Genomic DNA, 24018 nt, shown 5'->3' on the forward strand with positions numbered 1-24018 from the left:
GACCCTAAGCGCACCAATATGGTGCCCATTTTTGGGGCACCCCAATAATATGCACCACTATAGGGCAGGCGGTATTTTTGGCAATCGCTCGGTCAATTGCCAAACCACATCCACCTGCTGTAGGCCCGGCACCCATCCCTGCAAGGCATCCTGAAGCTGTGCTTCCATATCCCGCAGGCTAGCGAATGTTTCCGCTGGCGGCAAGTGATAACGCATGCAGATCACGACGCCATCCTTGAGGTAATGCAGGGTTATCTGCTCCGCTAAAGGCAAGTTCCGCGCCAGCAGACGTTCGCACACCACCTTTTCAATCTCGCTGCGCGGCGGCAGGACCACGCCCCCATCCTCATCATTTTCGCTGTCGATGTGGATGGTGGCATCGGCCAGATCATCCACTTGCCGCAACAAGGTTATCCGCACCCGTTCGGCAATCTGGTGCCCCTCGGAGACACTCAGGGTCGACGCCACCTGCAGATGCACCTCGGCCAGAGCCTGGTGGCCGATCTTACGGGTCTTGAGAAGATGCAAATCGCGCACCCCTTCACAGCCGAGAATCACTTCGCGGATACCGGCCAACGCTTCATCACTGAGGCCACGATCCGCCAGCTCCTGCACCGCTTCCCAGCCCGTGACCAAGCCGATCCGCAGCACCATCAGGGCGATGATGAGCGCGACGACCGAATCCAGATAAGGCGCACCCAGCAAACTGCCGCCAATACCGATAAACACGATGACACTGGAAATGGCATCGGTGCGGTGGTCCCAGGCATTAACGCGCAACGCTGCGGAGCGGGTTCGCCGCGCTACGCGGATGGTGATCTGGTAAAGAGTTTCTTTGGCGACAATCGCGAAGGCGGCAATATAAAGGGTCCAGAAATCTGGCATGCCGTAATGGCCGATAATGAGCCGCTGGATCGCTTCATAGCCGATGCCGGCACCGTTGACAGCCAGCAGCGTACCCGTGGCCAGCGCCGCCAGCGTCTCAAAACGCTCATGACCGTAGGGGTGCTCCTGATCCGGCGGCTGGCTGCTGAAGCGCATGGCGAACACCAGCCCGAGATCAGACAGCAGGTCAGAAAGGGAATGGATGGCGTCCGCCACCAGCGCACTAGAGTGCCCGAAAACACCCCCCGCCAGCTTGACGAAAAACAGCACCACGTTGGTGCCCGCCCCCATCAGGGTCACCCGCATGTTCTGCTTGCCGCGCTCCGTGCGACTGATGCTTTCTGCCACTACTCAGGGCCTCTCAAGGTCTTGCGGTCATCCGTAAAGTCGGCAACCAGTGCGGGTTTAAACGAATCAGGGCGATCAGACAGACCCGGTGCAAACCGGGTCAGCAGAGCGCGCACTGCCGCCAGTGCAAATTTAGCTTTTATTACCCACCTGCAAACCGCCAAGAGCTGATAAGGCGCCGACTCATGACCGTGCTTCGGGTTATCTGTCTGAATAATTGGTCGGACAATCGTCAATTCGCCAGCGATTGTCAAGACAATGTCCACGGATAAAACTCACCGATCTGCGCAATTTCATCACCTACCACCACCCCGAGAACCGCCATGCTCGACAGGAAAGCGGGCGCTTCAAGTGCCATCGTTACGAAGACTTTGTCGCCCGCGACAAGACCAGTCTGGATATTTTTGGGCGGCGGGCTTACCGTAAAGCGGGGATATGCACAGTATATACACAGATGCCGTTTGATCCGCCAGGCATCCACACCGATTTACAGGACGAGGTGAACACTATGAATACCGAAGCGATTTTGCAGAAGGCGCAGGAACGGGCCAAGGCTGCCGGAAAACGCCATGCCGGGGACCTCACGCCGGAAGAAGCCCATGCCGTGTTACGCGAGCATCCTAAAGCGATTCTGGTGGATGTGCGCTCCCAGCCGGAGCTGGATTTCTCGGGTTTCGTGGAGGGCTGCTGCCATGTGCCGTGGCAACTGTATCCGGGTATGACCCCCAACGCCGACTTTGACGCAGAGCTGCGGAAAAAGGCCCAACCCGACGATTTACTGCTGCTGCTGTGCCGGACGGGTGGCCGCTCTCTGGCGGCCGCTGAGCATCTGGCCGACCTGGGTTATGGTCATTGCTACAACATCCTCGGTGGCCTTGAGGGCAAACCCGACACCCACGGTCAACGCGGCAAGGTAGAAGGCTGGAAAGCCAGCGGTTTACCCTGGAGGCATAAGTAGATTGCGGGCTTGATTAAGACTGGCAGGCCGGGCAGAGCAGCGCGCTTTTACCCCCCACCGAAAGGGTCTCCAGCGCGCCGCCGCAGCTCGGACAGTGCCCGTCCTCCCGATGGCGGGTGAGGAAGGTCTTGGGCAGCAGGTTGGTCTTTGCCTGACAGCGTACGGCACGATCCAGCACCTTGGGGATCTGCTCCAGGAAACGCTCGCGCTCTTCTTCGCTGAGGCTGGTCGCGGTGCGGTCCGGCCGCAGACGGGCCTGAAAAAGGATTTCGTCCGCCCAAATACCGCCGATGCCCGGCGCGAAGCTATCATCCAGCAGGATGTTACGCAGGGCGCTGCGGCGACGGCTCAGGGCTTCACGCAATACACCAAGCCCTTCCCCATGCACCATCAGTGGATCAGGGCCGAGCTTGGTCAGGAAGTCCACGTCGCTGTTTTCATCCAGCATGCGCAGGCGGTTACCCAACTGGGTCCCCTGAAAACGCAGGCGCTGCTGGCCATTGATCTGAATCTCCAGTGCCGCACGAGGCTCGTCCCCGCCTTCCGCATGAGCAGGGCCGCGTTCGAGTTCGCCGCTCAGCTCACCACCCAACTGCAGGGCGAGGATATTTTTGCGATCCAGTTCCAGGAAAAGGTATTGACCGTAGCGATGCAGGTCAGTGATGGCTTTGCCTTGGAGTGCGGCGTCTTCCATCCCGGCGCCATCTGTCAGCGGCTCGCCTTTGGCATTCTGCATCTGCATGATACCGACCCGCTTGTGCAGGATATTGCGCCTCAGCTTTTGTCTGAGCAGTTCTATTTCTGGCAACTCGGCCATGTTTTTCTCCGGAACAATGGGTTTAAGACCCGTGATAAGCACCCTAGTCTAACCTGTGGGCGCTGGCGCGCCAATGGCGGCAGAGGCTGGGAGGCAAACCCGTTTGATTATAAATCAGGCTTCTGGTACGGTATTTAGCCATTAAGCCAATGAATCAGGTGCCATCCTCCGATGTGAGTTTCAACCCCATCCTTTATTGTGGTCACTGTTGACCGCACTCTGGCGAGCTCTCGCCCTTCTCATTTTCGAACTCTACTGCTGCTTCCTGCTGCACTGCGGGCCTAAGCGCCCAACCCGGCAGGAGACGCATTTGCCTCAAGTGGAGCAGTCCGATGCAAAGCCTGTCCCGATTTGAAGAAAACAAGATCAATATCCTCAGCGGCATTACCGTGGCGCTGGCTCTGGTGCCGGAAGCCATCGCCTTCGCCTTTGTCGCCCATGTCTCGCCGTTAACCGGCTTGTACGCGGCGGTTATCCTGGTCTTTATCACCTCGCTCTGGGGTGGGCGACCAGGTATGGTATCCGGCGCCAGCGGTGCTACGGCAGTGGTGATGGTGGCGTTGGTGGTTTCCCACGGGACAGAATACCTGTTTGCTGCCGTCATCCTGATGGGCCTGCTGCAACTCTTCTTCGCGGCGGCGCGGCTGAGTAAATTCGTGCGACTGATTCCACACCCGGTCATGCTCGGTTTCATCAACGGCCTCGCTATCGTGATCTTCATGGCGCAACTGGAGCATTTCAAGGTCAAGGATGCCCAAGGCGCCATGGTCTGGATGCATGGTACGCCACTCTATATCATGATCGGGCTGGTCGCCCTGACCATGGTGGCTATTTATCTGACGCCGCGCGTCACCAAGGCGATCCCGGCAACGCTCGCGGGTGCGCTGCTGACCACCCTCCTCGTCGTCGTCTTCAAGATTCCTACGGTGACCGTCGGCGACGTGGCATCGCTGGCCGGAGGCCTGCCCATCTTTCATCTGCCGGAAGTGCCACTGACCTGGCACACGCTGGTCGTCATCTTCCCTTACGCCCTGGTTATGGCGGCCAACGGTTTGGTGGAAACCCTGCTGACCCTGAACCTGATCGACGAGATGACCGACACCCGCGGCAAGCCGAATCAGGAGTCCATGGCGCAGGGTCTTGCCAATGTGGTCAGCGGCTTTTTTGGCGCCATGGGCGGCTGCGCCATGCTGGGGGAGAGCATCATCAACGTCGGTAACGGCGCCATCAAGCGCCTTTCGGGCATTACCACGGCACTCTTTTTGCTGTCCTTTATTGTGCTGGCCTCACACTGGATTCAGCAGGTGCCCATTGCCGCACTGGTCGGCGTGATGTTCGTGGTGGTAGAAAAGACCTTTGAATGGAGCAGTCTGCGCTTTTTCGGCAGGGTGCCGCGCACCGACATAGTCATCGGCATTCTGGTCGCCGCCATTACGGTGCTGGTCAATATTACCCTGGCGGTAGTGGCGGGAGTCATCATCGCGGCGCTGGCCTTTGCCTGGCAGCACGCTAAGCAGATTGAAGTCAAAACCAGCCTCAATACGGAGGGGCATAAGATTTACACCCTGCAAGGAACGCTGTTTTTTGCCTCGGTGAGCGCCTTCCGTAATCTCTTTACCCCGGCGGAAGACCCGGACGTGGTCATCATCGACTTTGCCGGGGCACGGATTATCGATCATTCCGCCATCGAGGCCATTGATACGCTGGCCGAGCGCTACGAGAAGCGGTGCAAGAAGTTGTATTTGCGCCATTTGAGCGGTGACTGCCGGGATTTGCTGGAGAAGGCAAAGGATCTGGTCGTCTTTAACGTGGCAGAAGACCCGCGTTATCATGTGGCGGATGATTAAGATTAGCAAGATTAGCTGAGGACTCGTCCATACAGCGCATGCTCTGCGCCCACCGCGTGCGCCCACATCTGATCTCCGATGGAGAAGTGCCACCATTCTCCAACATGCTGCGCAAACCCCGCCTGGGTCATGACCAAGACCAGTAGCTCACGATTCTGATGATGGAGATACTCCGGCGTTCCCGGCAAGGCAGACGCGAAAAAATCCGGGATGGCACGGTCGGTAAAATCATCGACGGGACCGCCCATGGGTACATCCCGACCTGCTCCATCCACCAGTTTACAGTCTATGGCGGCACCCGTGCTGTGCGGTGGTGGACGGCACGGGTCCGGGTCGGGCATCCCCCAAAAGCGGTACACTTTGGGGGCGAGCAGGGCATAGATTTCGGGATCCAGGCGCTCCAGCGCATCCGGCCCGGCGCAGGACGCGAGCCGGGTGAGACAGCCCATCGCCTGCGCCTCGCGCCGGAAGGCATTCCAGACCATGAAGTACTGAACCGCCAGGGGGCGATAGGCGTCGAACAGCGCGATGCGCCATCCCGGACGTCGGCCCGACAACAAGGATTGCGCCCGATATAAGGCAGAAAGCGCCCCGGAGCGCAGCCGCCAGGGCGACCCGGTATAAGGCGCCCCCACTGCGCGGTAAGGATGCGGGGTCACCCGTGAGAAGGCGCTTTCAGGAATCTCTTGCAGCGGCTCACCGCAGTCCCGGATGGGTATGTTTAGATAATCCGTGCGCATCGCCTTGTCCCGGTCGCGTTGAAAAAATAGATAATCATTTGCCTAGGTGCAAGTCAAATGGGGGCGTTACGAATAGGGTCTGTCCGCATGAGGCGGTTAGTAGTAGCCATATATGCTCCCTCATGTTAGCCTACATTTATCCATGTTACACAGCACTATGGTTACGTTGGCTGCAAAAGATGAAGATGAGCATCGAATATAAAATCAACGCTCCAGTATCAACGGATCAATTCATTGAGTTACTGCGGGAATCGACACTTGGCGAACGCAGGCCCATTGAAGATCGTGAATGCATGGAAGGTATGGTCAAAAATAGCAATCTGATGGTTACTGCCTGGCATGGTGAAGAACTGGTAGGCATCGCACGTTCAATGACAGATTTTCATTATGCCTGCTACCTTTCTGATCTAGCAGTTCATAGGGAATATCAAAAAACTGGTGTTGGGAAAAAACTGCAAGTCATCACTCAAGGGAAATTGGGGCCGAAATGCAAATTAATTCTGGTTGCAGCTCCCACCGCCAACTCGTATTACGAGCATATTGGATTTACAAACAATCAAAGGTGCTGGGTACTTAATCGTGAGCAAAGTATCAGCGACTAACTCGGCATTCGTTCGAAACTGGCCTCAATAGTTTCGTTTTGACGCCACGATCAATGCCCAATCGCTCACCCTCGGTCGAGGTTGCATTAAGGCGCTGACGCTCGGCGCCAAGCCACGCTACGACACAATGCTCAAGCTACTTCATGCTCTCGGTGTAAGGCTCTCCGCGTCTCCCGTTCACTCATGAGCAACTTGCGGTTCCTCATCGCAAGGCCCAACTTGAACGTTGCGGGGCGCACTGCATCTTCATACGACTTTTTCACAACAAGCCTGACAGATGCGCCCGGTGTAGCCCTCGCATAGCCACTTGACAAACGTACGCGAACACGTACCATAAAGGCTTCTTTGAAGGAGCACGAAATGAACACGCTTACCGCCAGCGAAGCTCGCGCAAATCTGTACCGGCTCATTGATCAAACAGCAGAGTCTCATGAGCCAATCATCATTTCCGGAAAACGGAGCAGTGCCGTGCTGCTCTCCGCGGAAGATTGGAGCGCAATTCAAGAAACCTTGTACCTTCTGGCCGTGCCTGGCATGCGCGAGTCCATCAAGGCGGGTATGGCTGAGCCCCTCCCAAAAAGCTCGAAGGAGCTTGAGTGGTGAATTGGGACGTTGTTTATTCCAAGCATGCAATGAAGGATGCAAAGAAGCTTGCTGCAAGTGGCCTTAAATCAAAGGCGCAAGAACTGCTCGCGGTTCTTGCCAACGATCCATTTCAAAATCCACCACCCTTTGAAAAGTTGGTCGGCGATCTAGCTGGCGCATACGCTCGCCGCATCAATATTCAGCACCGTATCGTGTACGAAGTTTTCACGAAAGAGAAAATAGTTCGCGTCCTGCGGATGTGGACGCACTATGAATGATATGGAAGCCATTGCACGCGGTGAACAGGCGATCGCGGAAGGCCAGGTAGCCACCTACGCCCAAGCCAGAACCCGTCTTGCCCCTTGCCCGATGGCTGAAATAGCGCCGTAAACCATTGCGCCACCCCGGTGCCTATGGCAACCTTTGTGCCACATTTGGTATCCGGCTCAAGATAAATTTATGGAAACTCCCGCCTACTCCCCGCAAGAGCTCGAAGCCGCCGTGCAGCAGCGCTGGCACGATCAGCAGACCTTCAAGGCCGCCGCGACGCCCTCGGGAGACAAATTCTACGCCCTCGCCATGTTCCCCTACCCTTCGGGACAATTGCACATGGGGCACGTGCGCAACTACAGCATCGCCGATGCCATCGCCCGCTATCAGCGGATGCAGGGCAAGGAAGTCATGCAGCCCATGGGTTGGGATGCCTTCGGCCTACCTGCGGAGAATGCGGCCCTCAAGCATGGTTTGGCCCCGGCGCAGTGGACCATGGACAACATCGCCCACATGCGCGGACAGTTGCAACGACTGGGCCTGTCTTACGACTGGTCGCGGGAATTCGCCACCTGCACGCCGGATTACTATCGCTGGGAGCAGTGGCTGTTCGTGAAGCTCTGGGAGAAGGGGCTGGTCTATCAGAAGCTGAGCACCGTCAACTGGGACCCGGTGGACCAGACCGTCCTCGCCAACGAGCAGGTGGTGGACGGCTGTGGCTGGCGCTCCGGCGCGCCGGTCGAGCGCAAGGAGATCGTGCAGTATTTCCTGCGCATCACCGCCTACGCCGAAGAACTGCTGAGCGGCCTCGACACCCTGAGCGAGGGCTGGCCGGAGCAGGTACTGACCATGCAACGCAACTGGATCGGTCGCTCGGAAGGCGCAGAGATTCATTTCCCGCTGGCCGCTGGCGACGGTGTCATCAAGGTCTTCACCACCCGTCCCGACACCCTGATGGGGGCGACCTATCTGGCGGTGGCCCCGGAACATCCTCTGGCCGTTCAGGCGGCGGAAAACAGCGCTGAACTCGCGGCCTTCCTCGAACGCTGCCGCCATGGGTCCGTTTCCGAAGCCAGCATCGAAACCCAGGAGAAGGAGGGACATCCCCTCGGCCTGAACGTGCGGCATCCGCTTACCGGCGTGGAGCTACCCGTCTGGACCGCCAATTTCGTGCTCATGGGTTATGGCGAAGGCGCGGTGATGAGTGTGCCCGCCCATGATCAGCGGGACTTTGAGTTCGCGCGCAAATATGGCCTGCCCATTCGCGCAGTGATACAGGCCGAGGGTGTCGCCTCCGACGGCGAAGCCATGACGGAGGCCTACACTAGCAGCGGTACCTTATTCAACTCCGGGACTTTCGACGGCCTGGCCAATGAAGAGGCCAAGAGCCGCATCACCGCAGCCGTCGCCGCCAAGGGACTGGGGCGGAAGACGGTCAACTTCCGTCTGCGCGACTGGGGCATCTCCCGCCAGCGCTACTGGGGCACCCCCATCCCCATGATCCACTGCGCCCACTGCGGCGTCGTGCCGGTGCCGGAGCGGGATCTGCCGGTGATCCTGCCGACCCACTACCAGCTTAAAGACCCACGTTCGCCGCTGCTGGACGACCCCGAATTCACCCAGGTGGCCTGCCCGCAATGTGGTGCCGCAGCCCGGCGGGAAACCGACACCATGGACACCTTTGTCGAAAGCTCCTGGTATTACGCCCGTTTCGCCTGCCCCGATGCCGGGCAAATGCTTGACCAACGGGCCGCCGACTGGCTACCGGTGGATCAGTATGTGGGCGGTGTGGAGCACGCGGTGCTGCATCTGCTCTATGCCCGCTTCTTCAACCGCCTGCTTCGCGATGTCGGCCTGCTGCCCGCCGACGGCGCCCACGATGAGCCCTTCCGCCATCTACTGACCCAAGGCATGGTGCTCAAAGACGGCAGCAAGATGAGCAAATCCAAGGGCAATACGGTGGACCCGCAAGGCCTGATCGACCGCTATGGAGCCGATACCGCGCGCCTCTTTATCCTTTTCGCGGCACCGCCGGAACAGCATCTGGAGTGGTCGGACAGCGCCGTGGAAGGTGCTTACCGCTTCCTCAACCGCTTCTGGCGTTTGGTCCACGAGTATGGTGCGACGCCGCCGGCATTGTCCGCAGAGCTCTCTGCCGAGGCGGTGGGCCTGCGCCGCGCAGTGCATCAGTGCATTGATCGGGTCAGCCGCAACATGGACGGGCGTTATCATTTCAACGTTGCCATCGCCGCCATCATGGAGCTGACCAACAGCCTGATGAAAGTCCCTGCGGATGCCCCGGCCGACTTACAAGCGGTACTGGGTGAAGGACTGCGCGCCCTGACCCTGCTGTTGGCCCCCTTTGCGCCCCATATCGCCGAGGTGCTTTGGGAAAAACTGGGACAGCGCAGCGTGATCAGCCATGCGCCCTGGCCCGTCGCTGATGCCGGGGCACTGCGTTGCGATACCGTGACGCTGGTCATTCAGGTCAACGGCAAGTTGCGCGAACGCATGGATTTTCCCGCTGATGCGGACCATGCCAGCGTCGAACGCACGATACTGGCCAATCCGGCCATGCAGCGCCATCTGGAGGGTAAAAGCGTGCGTAAAGTGATCATCGTACCTGGCCGTCTGGTCAACGTGGTGGCGGGATGATCCGCACAGGGCAGTGGCGTCGCTGGTGGCTCGTGGCGGGGCTGGCCTTGGTGCTGGGTGGCTGCGGCTTTCATCTGCAAACCGGGGCCACCATTCCGCCCACGCTGACAGGATTACGCGTCATCGGTAGCGGCTCCGCCGGAGGCAGCCTGGCCGAGGCCGTCCATCGCGAACTGCAGCGGGACGGCAACAAGGCAACGCCTGATGGCCCCCAGCTTCAGATCGACAACGCGTACGTCAGCCAACGGATGATCAGCATCAGTCCGGGCAGCGGCGTCGCCCAGGAGTTTCTCAGCACCTTGCATGCTGAATTCAGCGTGATCGGTAGCGACCAAAAGGTGCTCCTCACTGCCCAGCCACTGCTGGTGGAGAACAGTTTCAGCTACAACAGCGCCACCCCGCTGGGTACCAACGAACAGCAGGTCGCCGTGCAGCGCCTGCTGATGGAGCAGGGCGCACGGCAGATTCTGCGACAGGTGCTCAACAGCCCCAGCTTCCGCCAGCAGGCACCCTGAGATGCGGCTGAAGCCAGCGCAATGGGCCAGCCATTTATGTGGTTCTCTGGCATCAGTATACGGTCTCTTTTCCGATGAGCCCCTGCTCTTGCAGGAAGCGGAAGACGCCCTGATCGCCGCTGCGGCGCAGTATGGTTTCGCCCAGAAACAGCGCCTCGGCCAGCCAGGCGGTACAGTCTGGGATACCTTGCGCGACGAACGGGATGCAGGTTCGCTTTTCGTTGAACAACGCCTGCTCCTGCTGCGCCTGGATAGTCCCAAAGTCCCCAAGGAAGGTAGCGCCGCCCTGCAGTACTGGCTGGCCTCGCCACCTCCCGACGCCCTGCTGATTCTCAGTGGCCCCCGCCCGGACGCCAGTACGCAGAAAACCGCCTGGTTCAAGGCCATCGAGACTCACGGCCACACGCTCCTGCTGTACCGCCCGGAGGGGCAGGACTGGTCGCGCTGGGTGGAGCAACGCCTGCGCGCTGCCGGGATGCAGGCCGATAGCGCCGCCGTCCAGTTGCTCACCGACCTCAGTGCCGGCAATCTCAGTGCCTGCCATCAGGCCATTCAGCGGCTGCAACAGGTCTATCCAGGACAGAGCATTGATGTCACCGCTATCCGCGCGGTACTGGCAGACAGTAGCCAGTTCACCATTTACGATCTCGCCGATGCGGTCCTGCGCGGCGAGACAGAACAAATCCTGCGCATTCTCGACCGCCTGCGCAGTGGTGACGGTGAACCGGCGTTGTGCCTGTGGGTCCTGCACAAGGACCTGCGCCTACTGGCTGAATTGCGGGGTGGCGGTGTGGATGCCGATGCATTCTTCCGCCAAAACCGGATTTTTCCGCCACGGCAGGGTTGGCTGCGCAATGCCGCCCGGCGCCTGACTCGCCCGGGACTGCGGGCGGGCATTGAGGACTGCCTCGCCATCGACGCCCGCATCAAGGGGCAGGACCCCACGCCGGTCTGGCCCGCATTGACCGATCTCTGCCTGAGAATGTGCAAGTGACAATGGACTTATTTAGTACACCGACTCGCGCCATAAAGGCGCTCCATAAGGTTTAGCACCCATGCGCCAGGCTCTGCCATTCACCGTTCTCGTTCTCGGGTTGGTCAGCTTTTTCAATGATCTGGCCTCGGAGATGGTGGTTCCTCTCATCCCCGTCCTCCTGGCCACTATACTCGCTGCGGGTCCGGTGGCCCTGGGCCTGGTAGAAGGGGTGGCGGATACCGTAGCGAGCTTTCTCAAACTCTGGTCCGGCCGGCATTCTGACCTCATCGGTGGGCGGCGCAAGGGGCTGACGGTGATCGGCTACACGGTTTCCAATCTGGCGCGGCCACTCATCGCTGTGGTGGGAAGCTGGCCCATGCTCTTGCTCGTGCGCAGCATCGACCGGATGGGAAAAGGTATTCGCACCGCACCAAGGGATGCCTTGCTGGCGGATTCCACGCCACCGCAACGCATCGGCTTTGCGTTTGGCTACCAAAGGGCCATGGACAATGGAGGCGCGGTGCTGGGGGCTCTGGTGGCAGCGGCCGTTTTGCATTTTTCCGGAATTCCCTTGGAGGATGTCATCCTCCTGTCAGCCATTCCCGGCGCCATCGCCATTTTGCTCCTCGGTGGCTGTGTGCGTGAGGCACCACGACCACTCAGTCACCCGACCCCAGTCCATATTTCCCTGAACCCGCACCACCTGTCACCTCACATCCGGCGTTATCTCCTTACGCTGAGCCTGTTCACCCTGGCCCGTGCCACCGAAACCTTCATTCTTCTGCGTGCTTATCAGCTCGGTATGGACGTCGTACAGGTACTCCTCCTCTGGGCTTCTATTCATGCGGCCAAGAGCAGCACCGGCATGGGCGGCGGAAGACTGGCCGATAAACTGGGGCGGCGGCCCGTTTTATTCATCGGCTGGTCGGCCTACGGCTGCAACTACGCCTTGTTCGCCATGGTGGAAAGCCTCCCGTTGTTGTGGGCGGTGGCTTTGTCCTATGGTTTGTTTTATGGCTTCAGCGAAGGGGCCGAACGGGCCCAGATCAATGATCTGACCACCGGCGACGAGCGCGGCACGGCCTTTGGCTGGTACAACCTGGCCACCGGCATCAGTGCAATCCCTGCGGGATTATTGTTCGGCTGGATATGGGAAGAGGTCGGCGCCCCTTATGCCTTCGGCTTTTCCGCCTGCATCGCCATCGCCGCCACCACACTCCTCGCCACCTGGGTCTACCGCGGCACCCCTTGGCGACCATCTTGAATGCCCGCCGTCGCTGCCTACGCTTCGCATCAAAATGTAGCCCTCAACCGCCAGACCTGATAGATTGCTACTTTGCTGCTGATTACGACTTTATGCGACTCAATCGAACGCCGTTTTCGGGATTTCGCCATGACTGAACCATGGGTTTCAGTCGAACAGATCACCGAGCATCTGGGAGTCACGCGCGACTCGATCTATCGGTGGATTGACCGCAAGGGATTGCCTGCACATCGGGTCGGGCGCCTATGGAAGTTCAAAATTTCCGAGGTGGACGAATGGGTTCGTGCGGGTGGTGCCGATGACGATTCAGGAGGCAAGAACCGATGAGAAGAACTGGGGGAGCCAGCATTGCCATTGCGCCGAGCGTCATGGCGATAGACGCGTATCGGGCGCAGGAGGAGCACGCATGACGCCGGAAACCAAGGCACGCCAGCAGATTGACCAGAAGCTGGAACAGGCCGGCTGGGTCATCCAAGACGTGAAGCAGCTCAATTTGGCGGCAGGCATGGGGGTGGCCGTGCGCGAATATCCCACCGACACCGGACCGGCCGACTACATGCTGTTCGTCAACCGTGTGGCCTGCGGCGTGATCGAGGCCAAGAAAGACACGGCGGGCGAGAACCTCACCGTGGCCGAGGCGCAGACCGCACGCTATGCCACCGCCGCCCTCAAATGGCGCAAGGACGACACCCCGCTGCGCTTTATGTTCGAGGCCACCGGCCAGATCATCCGCTTTACCGATGCTGCCGACCCCGCGCCGCGCTCGCGCGAGATCTTCCACTTTTTCACGCCCGCCACCCTCGCTGCATGGGCAGCCCAGCCCGACACCCTGCGCCGTCGCCTCGCAGAGCAACTGCCCGAATTACCAGAAAGGAACCTGCGCGATTGCCAGATCAGCGCCGTCACCGGGTTGGAGAAGTCTCTGGCGCAGAACAAACCCCGCGCGCTGGTGCACATGGCCACCGGCGCTGGCAAAACCTTCACCGCCATCACCGCCGTCTATCGCCTGCTCAAGTTTGGCGGTGCCAAGCGCATCTTGTTCTTGGTCGACACCCGCAACCTCGGCAAACAAGCCCATCAGGAATTCATGGCCTACACGCCGCCGGATGATGGCCGCAAATTTACCGAGCTCTACAACGTGCAGCGGCTGGCCTCACCCAACATCGACCCACACTCGCAGGTGTGCATCAGCACCATCCAGCGCATGTACGCCATTCTGAGTGGCGAACCGATTGATGAATCGGCCGAAGACGTGTCACTCAATGAGGTGCAGCAGACTGCCAAACAAGAAAAGCTGGTGCGCTACAACCCGGCCGTGCCGGTGGAAACCTTCGACTTCATCATCATCGACGAGTGCCACCGCAGCATCTACAACCTGTGGAAGCAGGTGCTCGACTACTTCGATGCCAGCCTTATCGGCCTCACCGCCACGCCCGACAAACGCACCTTCGGCTTCTTCAACGAAAACATCGTCGCCGAATATACCTACGAGCAGTCCGTGGCCGATGGCGTCAACGTCGGCTACGATGTCTACGAGATCGAGACCGAGATCACCCAGAAAGGTGCCGAGCTGAAGGCCAAGGAATGGGTAGACCATCGCGACCGCCAAACCCGCAAGAAGCGCTGGGGCGAAACCGAGGAAGATACCGCTTACACCGGCAAGGAGCTGGACCGCTCCGTGGTCAACATCAGCCAGATTCGCAAAGTGATCCAGGCCATGAAAACTGCCGTGGAAACGCAGATATTTCCCGCGCGCAGGTGCCGAACTCAAACCCTTCGCCGACGAAGTGGACAAGCGCTTTCAAGCCTGGATATTCCGCCACAACGCCCAGCGCGGCACCTCGTTCACGCCCGAGCAAACCGAGTGGCTGCGCCTGATGAAGGAGCATATCGCCAGCAGTTGCAGCATCAGCCGCGAAGACTTTGATTACGCTGAACTGGCTGACAAGGGCGGCTTGCAGAAGGCCTGGGGGCTGTTTGGCAAGGAGTTGGACACGCTGATGGGTGAGATGAATGAGGAGTTGGTGGCGTGAGTGAACGGTGCTGTTTTATGCACAATTTCATCAGAACGCAGACTGCGTTGGCGGTCGTCACAGGTGGCGCGGAGCATCCATGCGTTCGTGCAGCACCCGCACCACAATTACCGTCACCGCTTCGACCCGGTAGTACACGGCGTGGCGTTCCACCCCGTGCCGTCGGTAGCCTGACCGGATGTCGTCGCACGCTGGCGCCAAAAGTGGCGCGTGGGCCAGGTCTTCAAAACTGGCGTTCAGTGCATCCAGGTAACGTTCGGCCTGAGCCACGCCCCACTGCTGCGCCGTGTAACGCCAAATGTCTTCCAGATCATGCAAGGCCGCTGGCGTGAGGCGGAATTCAGCCATGCCCTGCGGCCATCCGCGCCTTGAACGCCTGCACGTCAAAGGGCTGCGGCGCGCCGCTGTTTTCGCCCTCGATCAGCGCCGCACGCAGCGCGTCCAACTGCGCCACGCGCTCCTGCTCACGGCGAATCAGATCACGGATGTATTCGCTGTCGTTGGTGTAATGCCCCGCCTGAATCTGGGCCTTGATCCAGCCATCTTGCTGGTCGGTGAGAGAGATGGTTTTGCGCACGGTGGCCATGACAGGCTCCAAATAGAGGATAATGAATCATACTATTGGTGCGAAAATGCGTCAAAGAGGCTGCTGGGCGAGCGCGGGGATGGGTTGATGGATGAGATGAACCGGGAGTTGGTGGCGTGAGTGAGCGTTTGCCAAACGGCTGGGTCGAGACGACGCTTGGCCGCGTCTTGGTCTCGGTCGTTGGCGGTGGCACACCATCTCGAAAAGTACCGGCCTATTTCGGTGGCCAAATACCGTGGTTCACTGTCAAAGACATGAAGGCATTGAAGCCAAATGATGCCGAAGAACATATTACCGAAGCAGCAATTGCCGACAGTGCGACGAACCTCATTCCCGCAAACACCTTGATCGTGGCGACGCGCATCGCGCTTGGTAAAGCCATACGCCCGACGGTGGTGTGTGCAATCAACCAAGACTTGAAAGCGCTTGTACTCGGCAGCGGCATTAATTCAGATTTCCTGCTCCACTGGGTTGAAGCCAATCATCGAGTGATACAGGATTTAGGTTCTGGTACGACCGTGAGCGGCATCCGTCTTGAGGCATTGCATGGTTTGCCCTTGCTGCTTCCGCCCTCCGCCGAACAAACCCGCATCGTCGCCAAACTCGAAGAACTGCTCTCCGATCTCGATGCTGGCGTGGCCGAACTCAAGGCCGCGCAGAAAAAATTGGCGCAATACCGCCAGTCCCTGCTGAAAGCCGCCGTGGAAGGCGCGCTCACCTCCGAATGGCGCGCCACGCACACGCCCCTTGAGACCGGCGCCCAACTCCGGCAACGCATCCTCACCGAACGCCGCGCCCGCTGGGAAGCCAAACAACTCGCCAAGTTCCAGCAACAAGGCAAAGCCCCGCCCAAAGACTGGCAAAAGAAATACCCCGAACCCGTGCAGCCCGATACCAGCGATTTGCCGGAATTGCCGCAGGGGTGGGTGTGGGCGAGCCTCGACATGCTTGGTGAGATTGCATCAGGTGTGGCCAAGGGCACTAAACGTGATGACGCAGTCGAAGTTCGTGGAGTGCCGTATTTGCGCGTTGCCAATGTTCAGCGTGGGTTTCTCGATTTATCCGAAGTCAAGACCATCTTGGCAACCGAACGTGACATTGCTGAATTGACACTTCAGGCGGGCGACATCCTGTTCAATGAAGGCGGGGATCGCGACAAGCTGGGGCGTGGCTGGGTTTGGCGCAATGAGGTTGAAAGCTGCATCCATCAAAACCACGTTTTCCGCATGCGGCTTTACCTTCCAGAAGTGCTGCCAGAGCTGATTTCGCACCATGGCAATACCTTTGGGAAGACGTGGTTCCAGAGTGCGGGCAAGCAAACGACCAATCTAGCGTCAATCAACATGACCATGCTTCGCGTGTTCCCAGTTCCTCTCGGGCCTGCGGATGAACAACGTGAATTGCTCAATCAGCTAGACGTGCAGATCGAACAACTGGATCGCCAGGAAAACGCGGTCGAGCATGCTCTCAAACAATCCACCGCCCAACGCCAGAACATCCTGCGCGCCGCCTTCGCCGGCCAACTGGTGCCGCAAGACCCCAACGACGAACCGGCCAGCGTGCTGTTGGAACGCATCCGCGCCGAGCGGGTAGAACGAGAAAAAATGCCCAAGATCCGTAAGATCAGACAAAAAAAGGAGGCCGCCGCCATGGCAAGCAAACTGAGAGACGTGCTCGCTGAGGCGGGCGACTGGGTGCCGGCGCAAGAGGCATTCCGCCGCTGCGGTGTGGCCGATGGCGCGCAGACGGAGCGCATCGAAGAGCTGTATGCCGAGCTGCGTAAGCTGGATAAGTCGGACCTCCTGGCCGTGGAGGCGATCACCGATGAGCAGGGCCGCAAGCTATATGACCGTCTCAAGCTGTTGGAGGGCTGAGCATGCGTTTGAACAAACTCACGATCGGCAGCGCCAAGGACAGCCAGACGCACCAATTCAAGAACCTGAAGAACGTCACCATCGACTTCGATCAGGATCACTGGGTGACGGTGGTGATCGGCTGGAACGGCACTGGCAAGTCCAACGTGCTGGAGGCGCTGGCCATTATCTTCCGCGATCTGATCACCAAGAAGCGCACACCTGCATTTGCCTTTCAGCTGCTCTATCGCATGGGCATTGGTGAGAATCTGCGGCACATTCATATCGATGCCGACCCGGATCGTGAAAAAGAGCCTTACACGATTCATGTTGCGACGGATGCTCAAGCCTATGGTGAAGGCACCCTGACTCCATTCATCGAGGGCGCAGAGCTGGCGTCGGCCCCGCGTGGCAAGGCCATTAAGCTCACGGCGTTCTTGAAGGCCGATGTCGAGTACCTGCCACGCTACGTGTTCAGCTACTACTCGGGCGAGAGCCCGCGCATGCACGAGGTATTTCGCCCCTACCTCGAAAGCTACGACAGCAAGCTGCGTAATGGCGAAGACCCCGGCTTGAAGCGGCTGTTCTATGCCATGCCGGTGCACAGCCAGTTCGTATTGCTGGCGTTCTTGATTCAGCAGTCTGACGTGGTGCGGGCGTTTCTCGATGACCACCTCGGCCTTGACCCCAACGAAGGCATTGAGTCGGTGCTGTTCGTGCTGCGGCAACCGCCGTGGAAGTCCAAGGCAGCCGATGGCGACCCGCGCTTCTGGAATGCGCGTGGCGTGGTCCAGCATTTTTTGTCCCGCCTGTACGACATAGCTTTGGCACCCATTGAGATCAGCCGCCGTGTCTCGACCTCAATTTGGAACAAGGAAACGCTCCAATTTAAATATCTGTATGTGAAGGATATCGCCGCATTGCGGCGCTTGGTAGGAAGCCAAGTACCCGCGCAATTCTTCCGTGATCTGGAGAGCACCTACGTCTCCGAGTTGATCGAGGAGGTGCGCATCCGCGTGCGCCTCAAGAAAAACGATGGCAGCGTCACTTTTCGAGAGCTCAGCGAGGGTGAACAACAGTTGCTGACAGTGTTGGGCTTGTTGCGCTTTACCGCTGAGGATGAAAGCCTGTTCTTGCTGGATGAGCCGGACACGCATTTGAATCCGCGCTGGTGTGTGGACTACCTGAACTACCTGAAGTCCTTTGTCGGGCAGAACAGTGAGGGCCAGGACAACAGTCACATCGTGCTGACGACCCACAACCCCTTGGCCATTGCAGAGCTGGTGAAGGAGCAGGTTCAGATTCTGTACCGCGAATCCGCCAGCCGCACCGTGCGCGCCGAAAACCCAGCCGTCGACCCGAAGGGCATGGGCTTCGCCGGCATCGTGACCAGCGATATGTTTGGTTTAGGCACCAGCCTGGACAAAGCCACGAATGACGATCTGCTGGCGTTGCATCAGCTCTCCACTCAGCAGACGGCGCTCGGTGACGCTGACCGGGCAAGGCTGGTGGAAATCCGTCAGCGCCTTGAGGGCTTGGATTTCAATTTCGCCTCGCGAGATCGCTTGGAGCAGGAGTATCTGCGTGCCAGGTTTGATCTGGCTGCAGATAGCACCATCGATGGTGCCATCGTCACTCCGGAAAACAAGCAAAAGGCGCTGGATGCCTTGGTGCAAAGCCTGCTGCGCAATTTGCAGGAGGGCCAAGCTTGAGGTTCATCCTGATTCCGTTACCACCTCATTTGCCCGCGCGCTGGCCCAAGATCTACTCAGGAAGGATTACGAAGGTTGGATCGTTCGCCACGCACGATCTTCGTTCCGCCTACATCAAGAAGAACGGTAGTTGGGGCCTGCTCAAGAAGTGGCTCGCAAATGTCAGCGGGCAAAAGTGCTGGTACTGCGAAGCGAAGAGCACACGCGCCCCCTTTGATGTCGATCACTTTCGGCCCAAGCTGGGCATCACGGTGGACGGCGTCAAGCTGGCGGGCCATGACGGGTACTACTGGTTGGCTTATGAGTGGTGGAATTTCCGCCTTTCTTGCCAACGGTGCAATCGACCAGAAAAGGACGATGGCGACACCTTACATGGCAAGGCGAACGAGTTCCCGATTTGGGATGAGACGCAGCGTTGCTCCCAGCCCGCGGATTCACTGACCACTGAGTTGCCGAGGCTTTTGGACCCTGGCGTACAAGCCGATTGCGAATTGTTAGCCCACGGCATTGACGGAGAGGTCAAGCCAGTGGCCCCGACTGGCACGTGGGAGTACCAACGAGCGGACTACACGATCAAGCGCCTCGGCTTCAACGAATGGAACACGCCTGAGAGCAAGCGTAGCCAGTGGCAAACACTGGCCACGTTGCTGGCCGTCGTGGGTAATAACGCTAATCCTGCGGTTATTGCTGAACTCAACAAACACCTATCCCACGATCACGAATATTCGAGCTTTTTCCGATCTGCCATTGGCACGCATCGCGACAAGGCTTGGGTGGATGCACTCTTATGAACGCAAGCACACTGATCCAGAAAGTCTGGAATTTCTGCCATACCCTGCGCGATGACGGCGTGGGTTATGGCGATTACCTCGAACAGCTCACCTACCTGCTGTTCTTGAAGTTGGCGCACGAATACGCTCAGGAGCCGTACAACCGCGACACCCATATTCCCAAGGGCTATGACTGGCCCAGCCTGACCGCCAAGGCGGGTGAGCCGCTGGAGGCGCATTACCTGGCGACGCTGCACAAACTGGGACAGGAATCCGGCATGCTGGGCGCCATCTTCTTCAAGGCGCAGAACAAGATCCAGGACCCGGCCAAGCTGTCGCGCCTGGTGCAGATGATCGACGCGGAAAACTGGATCAGCCTGGACACCGACACCAAGGGCGATCTGTACGAAGGGCTGCTGCAGAAAAACGCGGAAGACACCAAGAGCGGTGCTGGCCAGTATTTCACGCCGCGCGCGCTGATCGAGGCGATGGTGGCCTGCGTTCGGCCCGAACCGATGAAGACCATTGCCGACCCGGCCTGCGGCACCGGCGGGTTTTTTCTGGGCGCCTACAACTGGCTGACGCGCCCGGGCGCACAACTGAACAAGGCGCAAAAAGAGTTTCTGCGCGATCAGACCTTCCACGGCAACGAGATCGTGCCCAACACGCGCCGCATGTGCCTGATGAACCTGTTTTTGCACAGCATTGGCGAGCTGGATGGCGAGCCGCTGGTGGCGCGCTCCGATGCGCTGATCACCGAGCCGAGCGCCAAGGTGGATTACGTGCTGGCCAACCCGCCATTCGGCAAGAAGAGCAGCATGACCATCACCAACGAGGAGGGCGAGGAGGACCGCGACGCGCTGACCTACGAGCGTCAAGACTTCTGGGAAACCACCTCGAACAAGCAGCTCAACTTTTTGCAGCACATCGTCAGCATGCTGAAGCTGGACGGCAAGGCCGCCGTGGTGCTGCCCGACAACGTGCTGTTCGAGGGCGGCGCCGGCGAGAAGATTCGCCGCAAGCTGCTGGAGAACTGTGACGTGCACACCGTGCTGCGGCTGCCGACCGGAATCTTCTATGCGCAGGGTGTGAAGGCGAACGTGGTGTTCTTTGACGCCAAGCCCAAGGACGGGCAGATTCACACCAAGGGGGTCTGGTTCTACGATCTGCGTACCAACAAGCATTTCACCCTGAAAACCCGCACTCTCAAGCTGGACGACTTGCAGGATTTCATCACCTGCTACAACCCGGAAAATCGCCACGAGCGCGTTGCTACAGAACGATTTAAGTTTTTTACCTACGAAGAACTGATGGCCCGCGACAAGGCCAGTCTCGACATCTTCTGGCTTAAGGACGACAGCCTGGACAAGCTCGACGATCTACCGCCTCCAGACGTTTTGCAGCAAGAGATCATTGACCATTTGGAAGCCGCATTGGCTTCATTCCGGGATGTCGCTGCCGGATTGCAGGGGAAATGATCCACGGTGCTGGCGGCAGCCCGCAGCAACCAGCGCCAGAGCTCAATGGTGAAATGCTGGTCGCTGCCTGCGGATTGCCGGAATGGCTCCGGAACGGCACAATACCAACAATACCCGCGTGGGTTAGGCCACGCGGGCTGCCGTTTCCCGGCACGGATCAGCGGCGGGCTTTCCGTTGCCCTCACGTCCGGCCCGAGCCCAACACAGGAGGCTCCATCTTGGATTTACGTAGCGAACTGGAAAAAATCGGTGAACGCGCCCGCAGCGCCCAGCGGCGGTTGCAAAGCGCGGACAGCGCCGCCAAAGACAGCGCCTTGCGCTCCATGGCGGAATTTTTGCGCCGCGACGCCGACAATCTGCAACGCGCTAACCGCAAAGATTTACGCAGCGCCGAAGAAGCGGGTAAAGATGATGCTTTCATCGACCGCTTGCGTCTGGACGAAGCCCGTATCGAAGCCATGGCCAAAGGCCTCGAAGAAATTGCCGCCCTGCCCGACCCCGTGGGCGAAATCACCGACCTGCGTTACCGCCCCAGCGGCATCCAGGTAGGTCGTATGCGCGCGCCCCTGGGCGTGATCGCCATGATCTATGAATCGCGCCCCAACGTCACCGCCGATGCCGCCGGCCTCTGCGTCAAATCGGGTAACGCCGTCATCCTGCGTGGTGGTTCTGAGTCCCTGCACAGCAACCTGGCCATCGCCGAGCGCCTACGCGCTGCCCTCGGCAAGGCCAACCTGCCCCTGGATCTGGTGCAGTACGTCAACACCGCTGAACGCGAAGCCGTGGGTATCCTGATCAGCATGGACCGCCATGTGGATGTGGTGATTCCCCGCGGCGGCAAGGGCCTTATCGCCCGCATCAAGGCCGAAGCCACCGTGCCCGTGATCATGCACCTGCACGGCAACTGCCATGTGTATGTGGACGCCGACGCCGATCCCCGCAAGGCGCTCAAAGTGGTCGTCAATTCCAAAACCCAGCGGTTGGGCACCTGCAATACGGCAGAGAGTCTGCTCATTCATCAGGAACGGATGGATGACCTGCTCGGCCCCATCGCCACGGCTTTGCAGGAGAAGGGGATCGAGATTCGCGCCTGCGAACGCAGCCTGCCCCGCATCCCCGGTGCCATCGCCGCCACCGCAGAGGACTACGCCACCGAGTACCTGGGGCCGATCATTTCCGTCAAGGTGGTGGACGATCTCGACGCCGCGATGGAGCACATCAACCGTTACGGCTCCCAGCATACCGAGTCCATCATCACCGAAAATTACACCCACGCCCGTCGCTTTCTACGCGAGGTGGATGCCAGTTCCGTCATGGTCAATGCCTCCACCCGCTTTGCCGATGGCTTTGAATACGGTCTGGGTGCAGAGATCGGCATCTCCACCAACCGCCTGCATGTGCGCGGGCCGGTAGGGCTGGAAGGCCTGACCCTGCAGAAATGGATCGTCCTGGGAGATGGCCATATCCGCTCCTGACGCGCCGTCGACGGCATTACAGCGCTTATTGACGGCGGTGGCCGATGGATTGCCCCATGCCTGGCCTGCCGATAATCCCGATGAACAGATCGCGGAAGCCGTCGAATGGGGCTTCCCCCTGTATGCGCGGGATGGCGGCGTGCACCTGGAATATCCCGCCGCGCCCCTCTCCGCCCAGGAAATTGCCGACATCGGCGGCATCGACCCGGCGCATATCCACCTGCCACTGTGCTGCGCCTCGACCAACACCGAAGTGTTGCAGGATACCTGCGTCGACGTCTGCCTGACCGAGAGCCAGTGGGCCGGGCGCGGGCGGCGCGGGCGCCAGTGGTCTTCACCTTTCGGGCGCCACCTCTACCTGAGTTATGGCTGGACTCAGCACAGCCCGATCCATGCGGCACTAACCATCGTTGCCGCCCTGTCCGTGTTCACTCTACTGCAGGCGCGCCTGCCCGATCTCTGGGTCAAGTGGCCCAATGATCTTTGGGTGGGTGGGCGCAAGCTGGGGGGCATTCTGGTCGAAGCCCGCCCGCGCCGCCACGGAGAGACCCGGCTGGTGGTGGGTTTGGGACTCAACATCCACGATGATCCCGGTCTGCCCGCCACTGCAGTGAGCCTTGCCGATCTCGACATCAGGGTCACCCGCAGCACCCTCGCCGGTGCTATTCTCCGCCAATGGCGGGAAGACTTCGCGCGCTTTGCGGGGGAGGGCTTCACGCCCTTCCTGCCCCTGTGGAAGAAGGCGGATCGCCTGACCCGTCAGTCCGTTCAGATCAGTGACGCGCAGGGCATGCGTGTGGCCCGGGTGCTGGGCCTCGGCCCCGACGGGCGCCTGCAGGTATCCTGTGCGGATACCGGTACAGTCTGGCTGAGTGCCGGTGACGTCAGCCTGCGGCCCCAACATCCATGATCCTCATCTCCGTCGGCAATACCCGCACCCTGCTGGCGCGTACTCGCGATGGCAGGCATTTCGACAGCGTCAGCGTGACCACTGCACTGCCACCCGCGGAAATCCTGCAGCAGCCCGGCTTAGCATGGCTCAGCGCGCCTCACCAGGAACCCGTCGCACTGGGCGGCGTCGTACCTGCGGCGCTTACCGCCTGGCGGGAAGCATTGGCCACGGCAGAGGTCCGCGAGCCGGACCCCGGCTTTTTTCGCCGCGCCGTGCCCCACCGCTACCATCCGCCAGAAAGCCTTGGCTTTGACCGCCGCTGCTGCCTGCTCGCCGCCGCCATGGACTTCCCCGGCCAAGACAGCATCGTCATCGACATGGGCACTGCCATTACTATCGACCTGATGGCTGGCGGACATTTCAGGGGCGGACGTATTCTGCCGGGTATCGCCATGAGCCTGCGCGGTCTGCATGAAGGTACCGCACTCCTCCCCGAAGTCGTCCTGCACACCCCAGCGGAAATACTGGGCAACGACACTGCCAGCGCCATTCAGGCCGGGGTCATCCACCTCTTTGCCGATGCCCTGCGCGGCGCCATTACCGACTATCGCCAGTACGGCCCCCAGGCACAGATACTGATCACCGGTGGCGATGCCGGACGTTGGCAGCCCGGCATCGCTGGTAGCTTGTACCAGCCCCATCTGCTTCTGCGCGGCTTTTATCTGTGGATACAAGGTGGCGCTTAACCCTAAGATCG

24 protein-coding genes and 1 pseudogene are annotated in these 24018 nt (G+C 59.7%); 20 read left to right on the forward strand and 5 right to left on the reverse strand.

Annotated features, from left to right (window positions below):
• Positions 1-57: 57 nt before the first annotated feature.
• Entirely contained in the window at positions 58-1233 is a 1176-nt protein-coding gene (locus tag M0P56_RS07195; protein WP_291509375.1) for a cation diffusion facilitator family transporter, read from the reverse strand.
• Between the two features lie 247 nt (positions 1234-1480).
• Between M0P56_RS07195 and M0P56_RS07200 the strand changes: the two genes are divergently transcribed.
• The gene (locus tag M0P56_RS07200) at positions 1481-2191 is read left to right on the forward strand and encodes a rhodanese-like domain-containing protein (RefSeq protein WP_291509376.1); all 711 of its coding nucleotides are present in this window, start codon (positions 1481-1483) and stop codon (positions 2189-2191) included.
• A 13-nt stretch (positions 2192-2204) separates the two neighbouring features.
• Here the strand turns inward: M0P56_RS07200 and M0P56_RS07205 are convergent, their stop codons facing one another.
• Positions 2205-3008 carry a DNA-formamidopyrimidine glycosylase family protein gene (locus tag M0P56_RS07205; protein WP_291509377.1) on the reverse strand — a complete coding sequence of 268 codons (804 nt, stop codon included), beginning with the start codon at positions 3006-3008 and terminating at the stop codon, positions 2205-2207.
• 332 nt (positions 3009-3340) lie between these two features.
• On the opposite strand from M0P56_RS07205, the gene M0P56_RS07210 reads away from it, so the two are divergent.
• The gene (locus tag M0P56_RS07210; protein ID WP_291509378.1) at positions 3341-4855 is read left to right on the forward strand and encodes a SulP family inorganic anion transporter; all 1515 of its coding nucleotides are present in this window, start codon (positions 3341-3343) and stop codon (positions 4853-4855) included.
• 11 nt (positions 4856-4866) lie between these two features.
• On the opposite strand, the gene M0P56_RS07215 is transcribed toward M0P56_RS07210, so the two are convergent.
• Complete coding sequence (locus M0P56_RS07215) at positions 4867-5595, reverse strand: M15 family metallopeptidase (protein WP_291509379.1); 729 nt, start codon at positions 5593-5595, stop codon at positions 4867-4869.
• 185 nt (positions 5596-5780) lie between these two features.
• On the opposite strand from M0P56_RS07215, the gene M0P56_RS07220 reads away from it, so the two are divergent.
• The 11 genes and pseudogenes from M0P56_RS07220 to M0P56_RS07265 all read left to right on the forward strand — a co-directional run bounded on the left by M0P56_RS07220 (position 5781) and on the right by M0P56_RS07265 (position 14495).
• The gene (locus M0P56_RS07220) at positions 5781-6197 is read left to right on the forward strand and encodes a GNAT family N-acetyltransferase (protein WP_291509380.1); all 417 of its coding nucleotides are present in this window, start codon (positions 5781-5783) and stop codon (positions 6195-6197) included.
• Between the two features lie 49 nt (positions 6198-6246).
• Positions 6247-6384 (forward strand): hypothetical protein, encoded by a 138-nt coding sequence (locus M0P56_RS12385; protein ID WP_366110333.1) that lies wholly within the window; start codon positions 6247-6249, stop codon positions 6382-6384.
• Between the two features lie 173 nt (positions 6385-6557).
• Positions 6558-6800 (forward strand): type II toxin-antitoxin system Phd/YefM family antitoxin, encoded by a 243-nt coding sequence (locus M0P56_RS07225; RefSeq protein WP_163095659.1) that lies wholly within the window; start codon positions 6558-6560, stop codon positions 6798-6800.
• Complete coding sequence (locus M0P56_RS07230; RefSeq protein WP_035192076.1) at positions 6797-7060, forward strand: Txe/YoeB family addiction module toxin; 264 nt, start codon at positions 6797-6799, stop codon at positions 7058-7060. The genes M0P56_RS07225 and M0P56_RS07230 overlap by 4 nt, the downstream gene beginning before the upstream one ends.
• A 181-nt stretch (positions 7061-7241) precedes the next feature.
• On the forward strand, positions 7242-9707 hold the full coding sequence (leuS, locus tag M0P56_RS07235; protein ID WP_291509381.1) for a leucine--tRNA ligase: 2466 nt from the start codon (positions 7242-7244) through the stop codon (positions 9705-9707).
• Positions 9704-10222: an LPS assembly lipoprotein LptE gene (gene lptE / locus M0P56_RS07240; protein ID WP_291509382.1), complete on the forward strand. Its 519-nt coding sequence runs from the start codon at positions 9704-9706 to the stop codon at positions 10220-10222. Before leuS ends, lptE begins: the two co-directional genes overlap by 4 nt.
• A gap of 1 nt (position 10223) precedes the next feature.
• A complete protein-coding gene (gene holA / locus M0P56_RS07245; RefSeq protein ID WP_291509383.1) occupies positions 10224-11216 on the forward strand; it encodes a DNA polymerase III subunit delta in 993 nt (330 codons plus the stop codon).
• A 61-nt stretch (positions 11217-11277) separates the two neighbouring features.
• A complete protein-coding gene (locus M0P56_RS07250) occupies positions 11278-12462 on the forward strand; it encodes an MFS transporter (protein ID WP_291509384.1) in 1185 nt (394 codons plus the stop codon).
• A 129-nt stretch (positions 12463-12591) separates the two neighbouring features.
• Complete coding sequence (locus M0P56_RS07255; protein ID WP_014028289.1) at positions 12592-12789, forward strand: helix-turn-helix domain-containing protein; 198 nt, start codon at positions 12592-12594, stop codon at positions 12787-12789.
• A gap of 376 nt (positions 12790-13165) precedes the next feature.
• A pseudogene (locus tag M0P56_RS07260) lies at positions 13166-14005 on the forward strand (DEAD/DEAH box helicase family protein); the annotation flags it as partial.
• 244 nt (positions 14006-14249) lie between these two features.
• A complete protein-coding gene (locus M0P56_RS07265; protein WP_291509385.1) occupies positions 14250-14495 on the forward strand; it encodes a type I restriction-modification enzyme R subunit C-terminal domain-containing protein in 246 nt (81 codons plus the stop codon).
• Positions 14496-14552: 57 nt separating this feature from the next.
• Here M0P56_RS07265 and M0P56_RS07270 read toward each other — a convergent pair whose 3' ends face one another.
• Both M0P56_RS07270 and M0P56_RS07275 read right to left on the reverse strand, forming a co-directional pair.
• Positions 14553-14843: a type II toxin-antitoxin system RelE/ParE family toxin gene (locus tag M0P56_RS07270; protein ID WP_291509386.1), complete on the reverse strand. Its 291-nt coding sequence runs from the start codon at positions 14841-14843 to the stop codon at positions 14553-14555.
• Positions 14836-15081 (reverse strand): type II toxin-antitoxin system ParD family antitoxin, encoded by a 246-nt coding sequence (locus M0P56_RS07275; protein ID WP_291509387.1) that lies wholly within the window; start codon positions 15079-15081, stop codon positions 14836-14838. The genes M0P56_RS07270 and M0P56_RS07275 overlap by 8 nt, the downstream gene beginning before the upstream one ends.
• Before the next feature lie 116 nt (positions 15082-15197).
• Between M0P56_RS07275 and M0P56_RS07280 the strand changes: the two genes are divergently transcribed.
• The 7 genes from M0P56_RS07280 to M0P56_RS07310 all read left to right on the forward strand — a co-directional run bounded on the left by M0P56_RS07280 (position 15198) and on the right by M0P56_RS07310 (position 24007).
• Positions 15198-16955: a restriction endonuclease subunit S gene (locus M0P56_RS07280; protein ID WP_291509388.1), complete on the forward strand. Its 1758-nt coding sequence runs from the start codon at positions 15198-15200 to the stop codon at positions 16953-16955.
• A 2-nt stretch (positions 16956-16957) separates the two neighbouring features.
• On the forward strand, positions 16958-18646 hold the full coding sequence (locus M0P56_RS07285; protein WP_291509389.1) for an AAA family ATPase: 1689 nt from the start codon (positions 16958-16960) through the stop codon (positions 18644-18646).
• Complete coding sequence (locus tag M0P56_RS07290; protein WP_291509390.1) at positions 18643-19437, forward strand: HNH endonuclease signature motif containing protein; 795 nt, start codon at positions 18643-18645, stop codon at positions 19435-19437. Before M0P56_RS07285 ends, M0P56_RS07290 begins: the two co-directional genes overlap by 4 nt.
• The gene (locus tag M0P56_RS07295; protein ID WP_291509391.1) at positions 19434-20894 is read left to right on the forward strand and encodes a class I SAM-dependent DNA methyltransferase; all 1461 of its coding nucleotides are present in this window, start codon (positions 19434-19436) and stop codon (positions 20892-20894) included. The genes M0P56_RS07290 and M0P56_RS07295 overlap by 4 nt, the downstream gene beginning before the upstream one ends.
• Positions 20895-21112: 218 nt before the next feature.
• Entirely contained in the window at positions 21113-22369 is a 1257-nt protein-coding gene (locus M0P56_RS07300; protein WP_291509392.1) for a glutamate-5-semialdehyde dehydrogenase, read from the forward strand.
• Entirely contained in the window at positions 22350-23279 is a 930-nt protein-coding gene (locus tag M0P56_RS07305) for a biotin--[acetyl-CoA-carboxylase] ligase (protein WP_291509393.1), read from the forward strand. The genes M0P56_RS07300 and M0P56_RS07305 overlap by 20 nt, the downstream gene beginning before the upstream one ends.
• The gene (locus M0P56_RS07310) at positions 23276-24007 is read left to right on the forward strand and encodes a type III pantothenate kinase (RefSeq protein ID WP_291509394.1); all 732 of its coding nucleotides are present in this window, start codon (positions 23276-23278) and stop codon (positions 24005-24007) included. The genes M0P56_RS07305 and M0P56_RS07310 overlap by 4 nt, the downstream gene beginning before the upstream one ends.
• Positions 24008-24018 lie beyond the last annotated feature (11 nt).

The organism is Acidithiobacillus sp. (assembly GCF_023229925.1).
Lineage (GTDB): Bacteria > Pseudomonadota > Gammaproteobacteria > Acidithiobacillales > Acidithiobacillaceae > Acidithiobacillus.

Bases quoted from the DNA above. Each gene is read 5' to 3' on its own strand.
- M0P56_RS07205 (WP_291509377.1), bottom strand. From the start codon at position 3,008: ATGGCCGAGTTGCCAGAAATAGAACTGCTCAGACAAAAGCTGAGGCGC.
- M0P56_RS07210 (WP_291509378.1), top strand. From the start codon at position 3,341: ATGCAAAGCCTGTCCCGATTTGAAGAAAACAAGATCAATATCCTCAGC.
- M0P56_RS07215 (WP_291509379.1), bottom strand. From the start codon at position 5,595: ATGCGCACGGATTATCTAAACATACCCATCCGGGACTGCGGTGAGCCG.
- M0P56_RS07220 (WP_291509380.1), top strand. From the start codon at position 5,781: ATGAGCATCGAATATAAAATCAACGCTCCAGTATCAACGGATCAATTC.
- M0P56_RS07225 (WP_163095659.1), top strand. From the start codon at position 6,558: ATGAACACGCTTACCGCCAGCGAAGCTCGCGCAAATCTGTACCGGCTC.
- leuS (WP_291509381.1), top strand. From the start codon at position 7,242: ATGGAAACTCCCGCCTACTCCCCGCAAGAGCTCGAAGCCGCCGTGCAG.
- lptE (WP_291509382.1), top strand. From the start codon at position 9,704: ATGATCCGCACAGGGCAGTGGCGTCGCTGGTGGCTCGTGGCGGGGCTG.
- holA (WP_291509383.1), top strand. From the start codon at position 10,224: ATGCGGCTGAAGCCAGCGCAATGGGCCAGCCATTTATGTGGTTCTCTG.
- M0P56_RS07250 (WP_291509384.1), top strand. From the start codon at position 11,278: ATGCGCCAGGCTCTGCCATTCACCGTTCTCGTTCTCGGGTTGGTCAGC.
- M0P56_RS07255 (WP_014028289.1), top strand. From the start codon at position 12,592: ATGACTGAACCATGGGTTTCAGTCGAACAGATCACCGAGCATCTGGGA.
- M0P56_RS07270 (WP_291509386.1), bottom strand. From the start codon at position 14,843: ATGGCTGAATTCCGCCTCACGCCAGCGGCCTTGCATGATCTGGAAGAC.
- M0P56_RS07275 (WP_291509387.1), bottom strand. From the start codon at position 15,081: ATGGCCACCGTGCGCAAAACCATCTCTCTCACCGACCAGCAAGATGGC.
- M0P56_RS07285 (WP_291509389.1), top strand. From the start codon at position 16,958: ATGCGTTTGAACAAACTCACGATCGGCAGCGCCAAGGACAGCCAGACG.
- M0P56_RS07295 (WP_291509391.1), top strand. From the start codon at position 19,434: ATGAACGCAAGCACACTGATCCAGAAAGTCTGGAATTTCTGCCATACC.
- M0P56_RS07305 (WP_291509393.1), top strand. From the start codon at position 22,350: ATGGCCATATCCGCTCCTGACGCGCCGTCGACGGCATTACAGCGCTTA.
- M0P56_RS07310 (WP_291509394.1), top strand. From the start codon at position 23,276: ATGATCCTCATCTCCGTCGGCAATACCCGCACCCTGCTGGCGCGTACT.